At 66.2% G+C, this 14,966-nt stretch carries 13 protein-coding genes and 1 tRNA gene; 6 read left to right on the top strand and 8 right to left on the bottom strand.

Features of this window, described 5'->3' with window-relative positions:
• Positions 1 to 10 precede the first annotated feature (10 nt).
• Together secD and yajC are read right to left on the bottom strand one after the other, a co-directional pair.
• Complete coding sequence (gene secD / locus BGN95_RS11310; protein WP_179511538.1) at positions 11 to 1,615, bottom strand: protein translocase subunit SecD; 1,605 nt, start codon at positions 1,613 to 1,615, stop codon at positions 11 to 13.
• 1 nt (position 1,616) lies between these two features.
• Positions 1,617 to 1,955: a preprotein translocase subunit YajC gene (yajC, locus tag BGN95_RS11305; protein WP_179511539.1), complete on the bottom strand. Its 339-nt coding sequence runs from the start codon at positions 1,953 to 1,955 to the stop codon at positions 1,617 to 1,619.
• A gap of 266 nt (positions 1,956 to 2,221) precedes the next feature.
• Between yajC and BGN95_RS11300 the strand changes: the two genes are divergently transcribed.
• The 5 genes from BGN95_RS11300 to BGN95_RS11280 all read left to right on the top strand — a co-directional run bounded on the left by BGN95_RS11300 (position 2,222) and on the right by BGN95_RS11280 (position 5,426).
• Positions 2,222 to 2,527, top strand: coding sequence for a putative quinol monooxygenase (locus tag BGN95_RS11300; RefSeq protein ID WP_179511540.1), 306 nt, complete (start codon positions 2,222 to 2,224; stop codon positions 2,525 to 2,527).
• A gap of 204 nt (positions 2,528 to 2,731) precedes the next feature.
• Positions 2,732 to 2,808: transfer RNA gene (locus tag BGN95_RS11295), tRNA-Pro, on the top strand.
• Between the two features lie 211 nt (positions 2,809 to 3,019).
• Positions 3,020 to 3,397, top strand: a complete 378-nt coding sequence (locus BGN95_RS11290) for a PDZ domain-containing protein (RefSeq protein ID WP_286772642.1) — start codon at positions 3,020 to 3,022, stop codon at positions 3,395 to 3,397.
• Entirely contained in the window at positions 3,394 to 4,080 is a 687-nt protein-coding gene (locus tag BGN95_RS11285) for a winged helix-turn-helix domain-containing protein (RefSeq protein WP_179511542.1), read from the top strand. The genes BGN95_RS11290 and BGN95_RS11285 overlap by 4 nt, the downstream gene beginning before the upstream one ends.
• A 53-nt stretch (positions 4,081 to 4,133) precedes the next feature.
• Positions 4,134 to 5,426, top strand: coding sequence for a sensor histidine kinase (locus BGN95_RS11280; protein WP_265312009.1), 1,293 nt, complete (start codon positions 4,134 to 4,136; stop codon positions 5,424 to 5,426).
• Positions 5,427 to 5,594: 168 nt separating this feature from the next.
• Here BGN95_RS11280 and BGN95_RS11275 read toward each other — a convergent pair whose 3' ends face one another.
• The 6 genes from BGN95_RS11275 to BGN95_RS11250 form a co-directional block, all read right to left on the bottom strand.
• Positions 5,595 to 6,482, bottom strand: a complete 888-nt coding sequence (locus BGN95_RS11275; protein WP_286772641.1) for a PEPxxWA-CTERM sorting domain-containing protein — start codon at positions 6,480 to 6,482, stop codon at positions 5,595 to 5,597.
• A 176-nt stretch (positions 6,483 to 6,658) separates the two neighbouring features.
• Entirely contained in the window at positions 6,659 to 9,979 is a 3,321-nt protein-coding gene (locus BGN95_RS11270) for a trifunctional glycoside hydrolase family 18/polysaccharide deacetylase/glycosyltransferase family 2 protein (protein WP_265269241.1), read from the bottom strand.
• Positions 9,980 to 10,065: 86 nt separating this feature from the next.
• Positions 10,066 to 11,514, bottom strand: a complete 1,449-nt coding sequence (locus tag BGN95_RS11265; protein WP_286772640.1) for a glycosyltransferase family 39 protein — start codon at positions 11,512 to 11,514, stop codon at positions 10,066 to 10,068.
• Positions 11,511 to 11,996 (bottom strand): asparaginase domain-containing protein, encoded by a 486-nt coding sequence (locus BGN95_RS11260; RefSeq protein WP_432423389.1) that lies wholly within the window; start codon positions 11,994 to 11,996, stop codon positions 11,511 to 11,513. The genes BGN95_RS11265 and BGN95_RS11260 overlap by 4 nt, the downstream gene beginning before the upstream one ends.
• Before the next feature lie 137 nt (positions 11,997 to 12,133).
• Complete coding sequence (locus BGN95_RS11255; RefSeq protein WP_265269244.1) at positions 12,134 to 13,516, bottom strand: M20/M25/M40 family metallo-hydrolase; 1,383 nt, start codon at positions 13,514 to 13,516, stop codon at positions 12,134 to 12,136.
• Between the two features lie 483 nt (positions 13,517 to 13,999).
• Complete coding sequence (locus BGN95_RS11250; protein WP_265312015.1) at positions 14,000 to 14,536, bottom strand: hypothetical protein; 537 nt, start codon at positions 14,534 to 14,536, stop codon at positions 14,000 to 14,002.
• 86 nt (positions 14,537 to 14,622) lie between these two features.
• Here BGN95_RS11250 and BGN95_RS11245 point away from each other — a divergent pair, with 86 nt between their 5' ends.
• The gene (locus BGN95_RS11245) at positions 14,623 to 14,835 is read left to right on the top strand and encodes a hypothetical protein (RefSeq protein WP_286772639.1); all 213 of its coding nucleotides are present in this window, start codon (positions 14,623 to 14,625) and stop codon (positions 14,833 to 14,835) included.
• Positions 14,836 to 14,966: the final 131 nt, after the last annotated feature.

The raw sequence follows: 14,966 nt of genomic DNA, 5'->3' as shown, positions 1-14,966 counted from the left end.
CTCGCTCGCCTCAGATGTTGATCGTCTTGGGCTTGGTGCGGCGCAACCACCCAGCCACCAGCATGCGGGTGAAGGTGACCGCGGTGAACACCGAGGTGACGATGCCGATCAGCAGCACCACCGCAAAGCCCTTCACCGGCCCCGATCCGAGCACGAACATGATCACGCCCGAAATGGCGTGGGTCATATTCGCCTCGAAAATCGTGCGGCTCGCTTCCTTATACCCCAATTCGACCGATTGGACGATCGATCGCCCGCGATGCCGTTCCTCGCGGATACGCTCGTTGATCAGCACGTTGGCGTCGACCGCGGTGCCGATCGTCAGCACGAAGCCGGCGATGCCGGGCAGGGTGAGCGTGCCGCCGATCAGCGCGAGCACGCCGACGATGACGAACACGTTGATGACCACCGCGAGGTTCGCATAAAGCCCGAACCGCCCGTAGGTGACGAACATGAAGGCGACGACCAGCGCCACCGCGACCGCGGAGGCGAGGATGCCGGCGCGGATCGAATCCGCGCCGAGATCGGGGCCGACGGTTGATTCCTCGACCACCTTCAATGCCACCGGCAGCTTGCCCGAGCGCAGCGCGATCGCGAGCTGGTTGGCGGTGTCGACCGTGAAGCTGCCCGAGATCGACGCCCGGCCGCCCATGATCGGCTCATTGATATTGGGGGCCGAGATCACGCTGTTATCGAGGATGATCGCGAACGGCTTGTTGACATTCTCCTGCGTCACCTTGGCGAAGCGGCGCCCGCCCTGGCTGTCGAAGGTGATCGCGACCTGCGGCTCGTTGGTCTGCGGCGAGAATTCCTGCCGCGCGTCGGTCAGCATGTCGCCGGTGATGATCGCCGAGCGCTTGACCGCGATGAACGGCACCCCGCTGGGATTGTTCGGATAGGGCAGGATCTGGCTGCCGATCGGCGCCTGCTTGTTGCGCAGCTGATCGGGCGTGGCAGTGGTATCGACCAGCTTGAATTCGAGCTTGGCGGTCTTGCCGAGCAAGTCCTTCAGCGCCTGCGGGTTCTGCAGCCCCGGCACCTGGACGACGATGCGGCTCGAGCCCTGGCGGATGATCGTCGGCTCGCGCGTGCCGAGCTCGTCGATACGGCGGCGGACCACTTCGGTCGCGTCGCCCATCGCGCGGTCGACCGCCTGGTTGAGCCCGGCGGTCGTCGGGGTCAGCACGAAACGGCTGGTGTCGACGACCTGGATGTCCCATTCGCGCTGGCCGGTCATCCCCGCGCCGCCGCCGGTGATCGACAGCAGCCGCTCGCGCGCCGCATCGACCTGCGTCGGATCGCGCAGCATGAAGGTGAGATTGCCGTCGCGCGTCGAGATATCGCCGATCTCGATCCGCGGGTTCTGGCGGCGCATCTCGGTCTGCACCTGTTCGCGCATCTGCTCCAGCCGGCTCGACTGAAGATCGTTCACGTCCGCTTCGAGCAGCAGATAGCTGCCCCCCGCGAGATCCAGCCCGAGGTTGACGCGCGGATGCGGGAAGCGCCCCCAGCCATCGGTGACGCGCTGCGGCAGCAGGCTGGGGACGGCGAGCGCTACCAGCACCGCGAGAAGCGCCCAGATCGATGCGACCTTCCAGCGCGGGAAATCGAGCATATCAGTCGTTCGCCGGCTTGCCGCCGAGCGGATTGACCTCGGCCAGCGTCGCCTTGACCACGCGGATGCGGGTGTTGGCGGCGATCTCCACCTCGACGAAGGCGTCTTCCACCTTGGTCACCTTGCCCACGACGCCCCCGGCGGTGACGACCGAATCGCCCTTCTTCACCGAGGCGACCGCATTCTGCAGCGCCTTCATCCGGCGTTGCTGCGGGCGGATCATCAGGAAATAGAAGACGATGAACACCAGGAACAAAGGCGCGAGGCCAAGGAAACTGGCGAATCCACCCTGTTGCGCGGCGCCCCCGGCGACCTGGGCGTAAGCTGGAGAAATGAGCATTTTACCCGTTCATGACTAAAGGGCGGACGAAATTCGCCCGCGAAGCCTGCGCCGCTAACATCGGAACGATATTGGCGCAACATGAGCCGGCGTTTAAGCCGGTCGTCCAGCCCCTTCTCCCCGTCATTCCCGCGCAGGCGGGAATCCATAAGCTCTGCCGTTGCGCCTCTATCAGCGACGCCAGCCAGAATGGATTCCCGCCTGCGCGAGAATGACGGGGAAGCATTTTAAATTTATGGCTGACCTGGCAAGCGATAGGAGAGACGATGACGATATTGGTGATGGGCACGATATTGCTGCCCGAAGGCGAGGGCGCCAAGGCCGCGCAATTGTTCGCCGATCATGCGAAACTGGTGCGCACCGAGGCGGGATGCGACGAATATTGTTTCGCCTTCGATACCGAGAATCCCGATCTGATCCGTGTCGCCGAACGCTGGGCGAGCGTCGAGGCGCTGGCGGCGCACGGCGCGGCCGAGCACCAGAAAGCCTTCGGCCGCGCACTCCGCGCCCACGCGCCGCGCGAGATGGCGGTCGATGCGTGGGACGGACAGCATTGGCGCAAGCTGATCTGAGATATACCACCACTCTTCCCCCTCCCTGGTGAAGGGAGGGGCTGGGGGTGGGTGGGTATGAGGCGCGCGACACCGTGCCCCACCGGGCCAACCCATCCCTCGTTCAAGGGAGGGGAGGCAAGTTGACTGTGAGAATTGAGGCGAGAAACACGCCTCAACCCGCTTGCGTTGTCGGCAGGGGGCGCGTAGAGGCCGCCCTCCGGTCGGGGCGTAGCGCAGCCTGGTAGCGCATCACACTGGGGGTGTGGGGGTCGCAGGTTCGAATCCTGTCGCCCCGACCAATCTTCTTCCTGTTATCAACGTTGGGACGCGGGCGCGCATCGCGCGCGCCCGACGCGGCGCTGCGTCGATCCGGCCGATCCGGTCATGACGGATTTGTCATGGTGCGCCCACCCGCCTTCAAGGGCCGACGGCGCACGATCGGCGCGGGAAATCGATCATGCTGCGTTCATATTATCCTTGTCCTGCTGCCCTTTACCGGAGCTTCCGGCGATGAACGGGTTGCGCGCCGCGAGTTGGGCGGCTGTCGGCGCCGCCGCGATCGGCGCGGGCGCGTTCGGGTTGCTCGCCGGCGGGCTGCCACACGGCCCGGTCCGCGGCGCGGTCGGCGGGGCGACCTATTCCCCGGTGGTCCGCGCCAAGCGGCATGTGCTGGTCGTCACCAGCCTGCGCACCGGTGGGGCGGAGGCGTCGGCGGGTCTGAAGGTGGGTGACATGATCGAGGAAGTGAACGGCGCCACCGACGCCTCGCTCGTCGCGTTACGCGCCGCCGAAGCGCGTCCCGAGCCTACATTGTTGAAGGTGAAGCGCGATGGTGGTGACGTCCAGACATTGACCTTGCTAAAGGAGGCGCCGGGAGGCGCGATTTGAGCAAGATCCTATTGGTCGAAGATGACGATTCGACCGCCGATTATATCTCCAACGGGCTGAGCGAGGCTGGCTTCGTCGTCGATCGCGTCGACAACGGGCGCGATGGCCTGTTCCAGGCGACCGACGGCGGATATGATTGCATCATCCTCGATCGGATGCTGCCCGGGCTCGACGGCATGGCCGCGCTTGCCGCGATCCGTGCCGCGGGGGTGACGACCCCGGTGCTGATCCTTTCGGCGATGAGCACCCCGGAAGATCGCGTCGCCGGGCTAACCTCCGGCTCCGACGACTATCTCACCAAGCCATTCGTATTCGCCGAATTGCTCGCGCGGGTGCGGCTGCTGGTGCGGCGGGGGCAGGCGGGGGGCAATGCGCCCGAGACCAAACTTGTCTGCGACGATCTGGAGATGGATCTGCTTGCGCATCGCGTGAAACGCGCGGGCAAGCCGATCGAGCTCCAGCCGCGCGAATTCCGGCTGCTCGAATATCTGCTGCGCCATGTCGAGCAGGTGGTGACGCGCACGATGCTGCTTGAAGGCGTGTGGGATTATCACTTCGATCCCGGCACCAACGTCACCGACGTGCATATCAGCCGGCTGCGCAAGAAGATCGACGAGGGCTTTGCCCGGCCGCTGCTGCATACGGTGCGCGGCGCGGGTTATAAGCTGGGCGTCGAGCGATAAGGCTGCGGCTGCCCCGCTCGACGACGCTGCGCTTTGCGGCGCTCGTATTCGGATTGCAACTCGCCGGCGCCGGGATCGTGTTGCTGACCGTGCGCGAGATCACGCGCGGGCAGATCACCGCCGCCGCCGGGCGGGGCGCAGAACGGGTGCGCCACAACCTGATCGACACCTATCGCCGCGGCGGGATCGGCGCGACCCAGGCGGCGGTGACGCGGCTGATCCGCGCGCGTGGGCCGCAGCTCGTGCTGTTGCTGGTCGATCGCGACGGCCGCTTTCTGGCGGGCAATGTCGCCGATTGGCCGCCGACTGTGATCGCCGGGGGCGAGCCGCAGACGATCGAGATCTTCCGCATCGACCGCGAGCTTTCGGAACGGATGCGCGTCGTCGCCACCCGTTTGCCCAACGGCGCGCGGATGCTGACCGGGCATGTCATCGAAAGCGAATTGCGCTTCGCCCGCGCGATGGAGGAGGCGATGCTGCTCGCGATGGCGCTCGCGCTGATTTTCGCCGGGATGGCGGGGGTGTTCGCCGCGCGGATGATCGAGCGCCGGCTCGGACGCACCGTGGCGACCGCGGACGCGGTCGCGGCGGGCGATCTGTCGCGCCGCGTGCCGCTGCGCGGGGGAAGCGACGCGTTCGAATCGCTCGCGCTGGCGGTCAATGCGATGCTCGATCGCATCGCCGCGCTGGTCGGCGAGTTGAAGGTGGCGACCGACGGGCTGGCGCACGATCTGCGCGCGCCGCTCACCCGGCTGCGCGCGACGCTGGAGCGCGCGCTCGCCGCCGCGCCCGACGAGGCCGGACGCGCGATGATCCTGCGCGCGATGGACGAGGGCGAACGGCTGCTGGCGATGCTCGATACCGCGCTGCGCATCACCCGTGCCGAGGCCGGGCTCGGGCGCGAGGCGTTCGGCGATATGGACGTCGCGGTGATGCTCGCCGACCTGGCCGATATGTTCGGCCCGCTCGCCGAGGATCGCGGGATGAGCGTCACGACCCGGGCCGACGGGCCGATCATGATCCACGCCAATCGCGAGATGCTCGGGCAGGCGCTCGCCAACCTCGTCGACAATGCGCTGAAATATGGCGCGGGAGAGGTGACGCTCTCCGCCGAAGCGACTCCGCGCGAGGTGGCGATCGCCGTCGCGGATCACGGCCCCGGCATCCCCCCCGAGGCGCGCGAAGACGCACTGAAACGCTTTGGCCGGCTCGATACCGCGCGACAGGAGGGCGGGGCGGGGCTCGGGCTGTCGCTCGTCGCGGCGGTGGCGCATCTCCACGGCGGGCGGTTGACGCTGGGCGACAATGCCCCCGGCCTCACCGCGACGATGACGTTGCTGCGTTAGGCGCTACCTAAGGTCCGTCACCCCGGCCTTGCGCCGGGGTCCATGGAGCCGCAGGCGCTCAGGAGAGCCTCTTGTCCAGCCGGTGCCGCCCGGCGGCCCTCGTCACGAGCCTCTCCTGAGCGCCTGCCCTGGCAGGCAGTCGAAGGGGCCGGGGTGACGAGGCGGGTTTCACATTGCCAGCCGCCGCTCACGCACGCGCCGCCGCATGATGCCGCCGATCGCGCCGAAGCCCATGATCATCATCGCCCAGGTCGCCGGCTCGGGCACCGCCGCTGCGTGCGGCCCGGTCAGCGACACATTGTCGAGCAACGAAAAGGGCGGCTGGCCGCTGGGGGCGCCGTTGGCCAGGAAATAGAGATAGGATGAACTGTTGTCGGCAATAAATTCAAAGGTGTAATTCGTCCAATCGACGAAACCGCCGAGCGGGTTCTTGACGGTCGGCGTGGTGGTGTAAGATCCCAATTTCGTTGGATCCGATGTCATGCCGAAGGTCAGGCTGTGCGTTGTGGCGGTCGTCGCGCCCGAATTCTGCGCATAGGCAAAATCGAACGACAATTTGTATGTTTCGCCGACGATCAGCCCGTCGATGATCTGGGTCAGCGCACCACGGCGCCACCAGGCGTCCATTGCGATGAAATTGCCGCCTTGAGGGCTGGCGTCGAATCCGTTGTCAAAACCGTTTCCGGGCCCCGACAGCCGCTCGTATTTCCCGAATGTCGTCAGCAATCCGGGGTTCGACGCACTTTCCGCGTTGGTGAGGAACACATATTTGCTATCGTAGCCCAAGCCGGCGATTTTCGAGAAGTCGGCCGCATCGGTCGCATTCCAGCCCGTCACCTTGGCGATGCTCTCGAGCTGGCCGGTCGGCTGGGTGGCTTGCTCGAAACCGCCGTTGACGATGAAGTCCTTGGTCGTTTCGGCGACTGCCGCGCTGGCGGTCGCTGCGATCGCCGTCACAGCAAGTGCGGACGAAGTTAAGGTCTTGTAGACGATAGAATTCAACCTGATCATCGACACCTCTCGCAATAGGGGGGTAGCAGCGAGATTGATGTCCAATCCGCTACGCCCCGATCTGCGAGATTTTTTCGCGTGGCTGAACGCAAGTTTCTCTAATACAGTCCCAATTTGATACAATTGGCCTGATTTTTACATCAGTTTACCTATTGCATGTGCTTCGGATCAAAGCGGGCGGGCGTCACACGTGTGAACTTCGTGAACTTTGGCTCGATGCCCTAAGCCGCCTGCACCCGGCCCGAGCGTTCCAATTTGCCCCAGCCGACCACCCAGCCGCCGATCGCCGAGCTGATCGCACGGAGCACGACCCAATACATGATCTGGCGATAGACCAGCCGTTGCGCGACCAGCAGGAAGGCGGGGTAACGCACCTTCCGTCCGTCGAGGCGATAAGCGATCCAGCCGCAGATCACATCGATCGCGGTGAAGCTCAGCCAGTAGAGCCCCATTTTCCCGACATCGCCGCTGGTCTGCGCCCAGCCGTGCTGGGCGACGCGCATGATCGTGCCGACGATCGAGACGATCAGCGCCAGGTCGATCAGCGGGGAGATGGCGGCGAAGGCGATCTGGAACAGCCACGCCTGCGGCAGCCCGACATGCGCGAGCCCGGGGGGCTTGCCGCTGGCGATCACTCCGCGATGCTTCCACAGGCATTGCAGCGTGCCGAACGCCCAGCGGTAACGCTGCTTGGCGAGCGCGCGGAAGGTTTCGGGCGCCTCGGTCCACGCCACTGCGCGCGGATCGTAGGAGACGCGCCAGCCCGCGCGCTGGATCGCGATCGTCAGATCCTGATCCTCGGCCAGCGTATTCTCCGGATAGCCGCCGACCGATTCGAGCGCCGTACGGCGCCACGCCCCGACCGCGCCCGGCACCACCGTCATCGCGTCGAACCCGGCGAGCGCGCGCCGCTCGAGGTTCTGCGCGGTGATATATTCGATCGCCTGCCAGCGCGTGACGAGGTTGACCCGGTTGCCGACGCGCGCGTCGCCCGCTACCGCGCCGATCGCGGGATCGGCGAACCAGCGGGTGAGCCGCGCGATCGTCTCGGGTTCGAACTGGGTATCGGCATCGAGCGCGATCACCACCTCGCCGCTCGCCTGCGCCAGCGCGCGGTTGAGCGCGGCGGCCTTGCCGCCGTTGACCAACGTCATCAGCGTGACGCGCGGATCGTCGGCAAAGGCTTCGGATACGAGCGCGCTGGTGCGGTCCTTCGATCCGTCATCGGCGACGATCACCTCGAGCCCCGGATAGTCGCTGGCGAGCACGCGGCGGACCGAGGAGACGATCACGCGCTCCTCGTTATACGCCGGGATGATCACCGAGACCGCGGGGTGGAAATCGGGTGGCACCGCGCGGCGTCGGCGCGTCTGCAGCCAGGCGAGCCCGGCCATCAGCACTGCGCGGGCGATGCCGAGCGCGATCGCGACATAGAACAGCCAGGACAGCGCCACCGAGGCAAGCGCCAGCGCGATGAAGATGCCGACGTCGGTCCGCACCGCGAGCAGATCGCGCCCGGTCACCTCGGGCATCGCCACCGATTGCGGGATGTTGACCAGCCCCGAGGCGGTGACGAAGCTGTAGCCGCGCGCGCGCAGCCCGGCGATGATCTGCGGCAACGCCTCGATCGTCTGCTGGCGGTCGCCGCCGCCGTCGTGGAGCAGCACGACATTGGTCGAGCGGTCCGGGGTCTCGTCATCGACCTGCTGGAGCACCTGGCGCACGATTTCGTCGGTGCCGGGGCGCTGCCAGTCGTTGGGATCGACGTGCAGCCCGACGACGGTATAGCCGTGCTGCTGCGCGATCAGCGCCGGGCCGAGTTCGTCGGTCGTGGTCGGCTCCGCGTCGCCGAAATAGGGCGCGCGGAACAGCGTCATCGACCGCCCGGTATAGGCCTGCACCAGCCGCTGCGTCGTGTTGAGCTCCAGATTGACGGTCTGGTCGTTGCTCAGCGCGAGATTGGGGTGGGTATAGGTATGGTTGCCGATCTCGGACCCGCCGGCGACGATGCGGCGCAGCAGCTGCGGATGCTGGAGCGCATTCTCGCCGATCACGAAGAAGGTGGCGGGAACATGTTCGCGCTCGAGGATATCGAGGATCTTGGGCGTCCATTCCGCATCGGGGCCGTCGTCAAAGGTCAGCGCGATCTTCTTCGGCACCGCGCCGGTGCGCTGGACGACATAGGGCGTCGGCAGCGAGACATAATCCTCGCGCCGGATCATCGCATCCTTGTCGTATTTCACCCGGCGCACACCCTCGGTGGGGGAGGAGGTGATGCGCAGGATCTCGCCCGATCCCTCGACGTCGACGTTGAGGAACGACTGGATCCGGCTGAGCACCGGCACCTTGTTGGGCAAGGTGGTGCGGAAGGCGGCAAGCGCGTTCCAGAACCCCGGATCCTCGGTGCCGAGCCGCCACATCGCGATATTGGCGATGCCCAGCTTGCGCAGCACGACGAACTGGTTCCAGCTCGTCGCCGCATCGAGCATCCAGATCTGATGCTGAGTATTGTCCTCGTCATAGGCGAAGCCGGCGTTGCCGCTGGCGGGATCGAAGGTGATCGGCGCCTGGCTGTCGCGCGCGGCGAGCCACGCTTCTTCCACCGCCATCGTGTCGGCGGTATTATCATGCCAGTCATAGCCATAGCTGCCGAGCGCGACGATCAGCTTGTCGTGCCCGACCTGGTGCAGCGCATCCTCGACCACCTGGACGAACCACGGCTGCGAGGCGATCGGCCCGGCCGACCCGCTCTGCCAATGTTCGTCATAGGCCATCAGGATGACGTTATCGACGACCCGCGCGAAGCTCGCGAGGCGCCATTCGGGCTCGCCCGCGGGGACGGTGACGGCCAGCGTCGCACTCTGCGGCAGCGCCCTGTTGAGCTGGTCGAGGAACGAGACATAGGCGGGCAACGCCTCGGGCGGCAGGCTTTCGTAATCCATCACCAGCCCGGAGGCGCGGACATTGGCGACGGTCGCGACGAGCTTGTCGATCAGCGCCTTGCGTCGCGCGGGGCTGCGCAGCATCGTCGCGACGCCTTTGCCGTCCCATTGCTGGTTGACGATATTCTGCACCATCGGCAGCAGCTTGGGCGGGTGTTGGGCCGAGGCGAGCACCTGCGCCAGCCGCGGCGCGCGCGCCTGATAGATATTGCCATTGGCGTCGCTGGTCAGGATCGCCGGCACCACCCAGTCGAGCGCGTTGATATTGCGCTGGAGCGAGGTGATCCCGCCGTCGAAGCTGGGGGCGTAGAATCCGATCGTCACCGGCTTGCCGCCGGTGCCTTTGGCCGGCCGGGTGTTGCGCGCGATATGCGGCAGCCAGCGCGAGGAGGCTCGGCCGCTCGGCGTCGCCTTGGGGTTGAACGGCTGCGCCTGGCGATGCGCGAACGGCAACGGCAGCCCCGGCCCCGATGGGACTGCGACGAGCGTCGTGGCAAAAGCGAATGCCACCAGCATGATCAGCGCGATCAGAAGCGCGACCGAGCGTCGCGCCCGTGTGCCCCGCCGGCCGCTGGGATCGTAGAAGATCGGAGTATTCAATTTATCGTTCCCGGATCGCGCCTTTTCATCCTGCGCGCGTGCGGGCCGCTATAGCAAGCCCCGCCGCAGATGCGGTGTTCTGCGCATTAAGCTTTTGTCATTTCGGGATCGACGCTGCCGATGCGCCGCGCCGCCAGCGCGAGCCAGATCAATGCGGGCAGCGCCAGCGTTTCCCACAGGATGAAGCCGGCACCAGGCGACCAGTTCATCCAGTCGCTAGCGAAGGTGCGCAGATGGCCGTTGAGGAACGGCACGAACACCACGTCGCGCAATTGGAACGACACGATCGGGCTGCCGTAGATATCCGTCGCGGCCATGCAGGCGTTGATCGCGATCGACAGCAGGATCACCTCCGCGGGCAGGTAGCGACCGATCCCGCGCCCGCGCGCCGCCCAGGCGGGGGCGATGCCGAGCGCGAGCACCCCGACGAGTGGGATCGAGTGGCGCGGGCCGGTGGAATTGCCGCCGTCCCAGTAATAATAGCCGGCATTGATCAGCAGCGTGATCGCCACCACCGCCGCGACGACGATCCCGATATCGCGGGTGGCGCGCGCGCGGATCATCAGGAACAGTCCCCACAACCCGAGCAGCAGCGCGGGCGCGAACCACAGCAGCCCGCGCTTATGCCCCAGCGTGATGTTCCACAGCACCGCCGGATCGGGCACGCCGATGCCGAACAGCCCGCGGTTCATCCCGTCGAACCCGACCACGCCTTCGTAACCGAGCTGGAACGGATCGCCGAACGCGAACAGATTATACGCGGCGAGCGGCAGCAACCCGATGATCCCGCCGAGCGCGGCGAGCCCGATCACCGTCACGCGGTCGGCGCGACGCCACGCGCGCCATGTCGCCCATAAGGCGATGGCGGCGCCGGCGATGACCGTGGGATATTCGATCACCACCGCCCAGCCGAGGCTCAGCCCGAGCACGAAGGCGGGCCAGCGCCGCGTCTCGGCGCCGCGTGTCGCGCGGACCCCGGCCCATAAGGCGATGACGAACAAGGCCGCGACGGGGGCGTGGCCGAGCAAAGAGGTCGACCAAGCCCAGGCCGGGGTGCCGAGCCCATAGCCGATCGCGGCGGCGAGCGCCGCGGGGGCGCTGCCGGTGAGCATCAGGGCAAGGTCGAACAACAGCATCGCGGCGATCGCGGTGAGCAACGCGGGGCCGGTCGCCACTGCCAGCCGGGTGCGCACGCGGATAAACCGCGCGAACGGGCTGGCGGAGGTGAAGATCGCATAATCGCCGCTGCGCGCAGGCGACAGCGCGTGGAGCGCCGCGACCGCCGGGATCGCCATCAGCGACATCCCCGGCGCCTTGTCGAGATAGAGATGCCCGCCGAACTGCGCCTTGTCGGTGGTCGCCGAATCGAACTGGTCGATCGTTGCCTCGCCGCGCTCGACCATCACCAACGTGGCGAACAGGCGGACCGCATTGTTGGTGTTCATCTCCCACGATCCGAACCAGCTGCAACTGGCCCAGACGAGCAGGAACAGCACGATCCTGATCGGGCGAAGCCGCCCGTCGGCGTTTGTCACACCGCGACGAAGGCGTTGGCGGCGCGATCCTTGCGCACGCGGTCGGCGGCGAACACCGTGCCGTTCATCGCGATCCACACCCCGGCGGGGGCGATCTGCGCGGTGGCGAAGGCCATGCCGAGGTTGAAGGTCGCGTCGCTGTCCGCGAAACGCGCCGGCGCCAGCGCGCCGACCAGCACGATCGTCTTGCCAGCGATCGGCTGGAGCGCCTTGGCGGTTTCGGTCATCGTGTCGGTGCCGTGGGTGATGACGATATGGCTTTCGGGCGCGTCAGCCACCGCCTTGGCGATCGCGGCGCGATCGGCGTCGTCGAGCTCGAGGCTGTCCTTGCGCATCAGCCCTTCGACGCGGAACGGCTTCTTGACGCGTGCGGTGGCGAGCAGCCGATCGACCACGCTGTCGCCGATCTGATATTCGCTGAGCGCGTCGAAATAGAGCTTGTCGATCGTGCCCCCGGTGGTGAGCACCAATATATCCGCCATCATCCAACCTCTTGCTTCCGGCCGCCTCCTAGAACGGATCGGCCGTCAGCAGAACCCGGGTTTTACGCGGCCCCGTCGTCACCCTTTTGCTCCTCTTCCTGGTGAAGGGAGGGGAGCAGGTTGGCCTGCTGCTCGTCTTATTTCGTCAGGTCGGTCAGCAGCGAGCGATAATAGGTCACGCCGAGCGGCACGTTGTCCACCGGGGTGCGCTCGTTGAGGCCGTGACTGAACTCGTCCGATTCCTTGATGAAGATCGGGCTGACCCCGTAGCTCGGGATGCCGACCGCGCGGAAGTGCATCGAATCGCTCGCCCCCGCCGACATCGACGGGAACACCGGCACCCCCGGCCGCACCGAACGGATCGCCTTGGTCACCGCATTCATCAGATCGGGGCGCAGCGGCGAGGCGTCGGTGGGGTTGGAGCCTTCGGTGACGTCCTTGAACTTCACGCCGGGATCGGCCGCGACCTTCTCCAGCTCGGCCATCACCGCAGCGGGCTTCACCCCGGGGAAGATTCGGCAATTGATGTTGGCGGTCGCGCGTTGCGGCAGCGCGTTGAGCGCATGCCCGCCCGACAGCATCGTCGAGACGCAGGTGGTACCGATCTGCCCGACATAGGCCGGGCTCGCCGCGAGCGTCTCGATCGCCTTTTCGTCCGCGGGATTGGCGGCGAACGCCTTCATCGCCGCGCCGATTTCCGGGGTTTGCAGCGGGGCGGCGCCGTCGAAATAGGCCTTGGTGATCGGCGAGAGCTGCGGGGTGAAGCGATAATTGCCGATGCGGACGAGCGCCGCGGCCAATTCGTTGATCGCATTTACCTTGCGCGGTGCCGAGCTATGCCCGCCGGGGTTGGTCACCTCGAGCTGGAAATCGGCATAGGTCTTTTCAGCGGCGCTGATCGAGAAATATTTCGGCTTGCCGTCCTCGCTGAGCATCCCGCCGCCGCCGTCGACGTTGAGCACCATCTCCGCGCCCTTCACCTTGGAGGCGAGGATCGCCGAGGTCTTCATCGTCGTTTCCTCGTCGCCCGAATAAGCGAGGATCAGATCGCGCTTCGGCTTGTAGCCTGCGCGCTTCATGTCGATCACCGTCGCGGTAACCATCGCGAGATCGAGCTTCATATCGGTCGCGCCGCGGCCGAACAAATAGCCGTTCTCGACCACAGGAGTGAATGGATCGCGCTGCCAGTCGGCCGGTTTTGCCTCTACGACATCCATATGGCCGGAAATGACAAGCGGCTTCGCCTTCGGGTCGGTGCCGCGCCAGCGCAGCAGCAGATAGGCGGTGTCGTCGACCGGCTCGACCGTCACGTCATCGGCGGAAAAGCCCGCTTCGACGAACAATTGCTTGAGGTAGCGGGCCAGCTCCGGGGTCTGGTTGCCGGGCCCCTGGACGCTGCGAAACGCGATCGCGCGCTTGGCGATCGCCAGCGCATTATCGGCGGCGTTGCCGGCCGGCGCCGCTTGCGCCGTCCCTGCCAGCAGGAGGGAAATAGCTACGGCAAGACCAGTCGTTTTCATGCGCCACCTTTTTTGGTTTGACCCTGAAGGAATGACGCTAACGCGGCGGACTGCAAGCCGAAAGACTTAATTCTCCGACGGCGCGGAGAAGATCGGAAACGGCGGGAAGCAGATATGAGAAGAGGTTGCCGGACGCCGCCGAAACGGCGCCCGACAACCCCTAAACATGGTCAGCGGCCGGAGAGTTCCAGCCCGGGAGACCATGCGAGCCTCCGTACCTATGAACCGCGTCGTTGATTGGAGGAGGATACCTCCCGGCGCGGCCCGGCGGTGTTAGAAGCGCGTCCCCCGAACGAACTGAACCGACCCCATTGCTGAACCATGAGACATCGGATCACCTCCTTTCGCTGGTTGAAGACGTATTGTGGCTTGACCCACGCTGGTTATTTCGGGCGTCGGGTCGGAATAAACAAGTCTTGTTTTTAAAGATGTTTTGAACGATCTTCGATGGCTGTTGCGCTCCATTTCAGATCGCGACTCGTTTCACCCCCGACAATCTTCGATCACCCGCCCGACTTCGGCATAAGCGGGAATCACCAGCGTCGCCGCGCCCTGCTGCTGGATGACGAATCGCCCACGGCTGAACGCCATCGCATCGAGCAACGGATCGTTGATCGCGAGCGCGGCGGCGACATAGGGCTGCGCGCCGCCGGTCGGCTGCACCGCCACCGCGCGACTCACGCTGCTGGTGCGCACGGTGATCGGCGCGATCCCGGCGCCGGTGCGCGAAAGATACATCCGCCGCTCGCTCCGGTCGCAACGCAGCACGACGACCGCATCGCCGCCGTCGCCGAACATCGCACGCGTGCCGCGGCTGTCGGCGGCGTAGCGCCAGGTGCCGGGCGTCAGCGGCCAGTCGCGCCAATCGTCGGCGAGCGGCGGCGGTGCGGTGACGGCAGGCGGTGGCGGCGCGGGCGCCGGGGCACGGACCACCGGCGGCGGGGCGGGCGGGGCGCTGACGCAGGAGGCGAGGGCAAGCGCGGCAAGCGCGGAACCGGCGGGCAAGATACGACGACGCATGGTATGTAGATATGACGAGGCACGCGCTCGCGCTCAACCGGAACCAGCACGGGCGCCGATCGGTTCAGCGCAGAAGGAGGCGCGGAATGACGATGAGCGACAAGAAAAAAGACAACCCCGTCGAGGAAGTGCTGGACGAGGCTTTGGTCGATCCGGCGTCGCCGGCCAACCACCCGTCGAGGAAGCCGCCGCAGACGATCCGCAACGAACCGGCGGAGAAGCGCGGGTGTCTCGCGACATTTCTGCCGCCGTGGGTTGGCGCGAAGGGCCGCGGTGAAGGGCCGCATAATCACATTTGAGGAGCGCGGGCGGCGCGCGCTATGACAATCGCGCCGCTACCTTTATGTGCTCGCGCGAAGGCGGGAGCCCAGGCTGGGTCCCCGCCTTCGTGGGGACATAAGAGGTGATAACCACCGCGGCGCAGGCCGGG

The organism is Sphingomonas sp. 66-10, from assembly GCF_001897045.1.
Lineage (GTDB): Bacteria > Pseudomonadota > Alphaproteobacteria > Sphingomonadales > Sphingomonadaceae > Sphingomonas > Sphingomonas lycopersici.
Note: the sequence above shows the minus strand (reverse complement) of the source record. Positions and strands in the feature narration are given on the sequence as shown.

Bases quoted from the DNA above. Each gene is read 5' to 3' on its own strand.
- BGN95_RS11290 (WP_286772642.1), top strand. From the start codon at position 3,020: ATGAACGGGTTGCGCGCCGCGAGTTGGGCGGCTGTCGGCGCCGCCGCG.
- BGN95_RS11255 (WP_265269244.1), bottom strand. From the start codon at position 13,516: ATGAAAACGACTGGTCTTGCCGTAGCTATTTCCCTCCTGCTGGCAGGG.
- BGN95_RS11245 (WP_286772639.1), top strand. From the start codon at position 14,623: ATGACGATGAGCGACAAGAAAAAAGACAACCCCGTCGAGGAAGTGCTG.
- secD (WP_179511538.1), bottom strand. From the start codon at position 1,615: ATGCTCGATTTCCCGCGCTGGAAGGTCGCATCGATCTGGGCGCTTCTC.
- BGN95_RS11300 (WP_179511540.1), top strand. From the start codon at position 2,222: ATGACGATATTGGTGATGGGCACGATATTGCTGCCCGAAGGCGAGGGC.
- BGN95_RS11260 (WP_432423389.1), bottom strand. From the start codon at position 11,996: ATGGCGGATATATTGGTGCTCACCACCGGGGGCACGATCGACAAGCTC.
- yajC (WP_179511539.1), bottom strand. From the start codon at position 1,955: ATGCTCATTTCTCCAGCTTACGCCCAGGTCGCCGGGGGCGCCGCGCAA.
- BGN95_RS11250 (WP_265312015.1), bottom strand. From the start codon at position 14,536: ATGCGTCGTCGTATCTTGCCCGCCGGTTCCGCGCTTGCCGCGCTTGCC.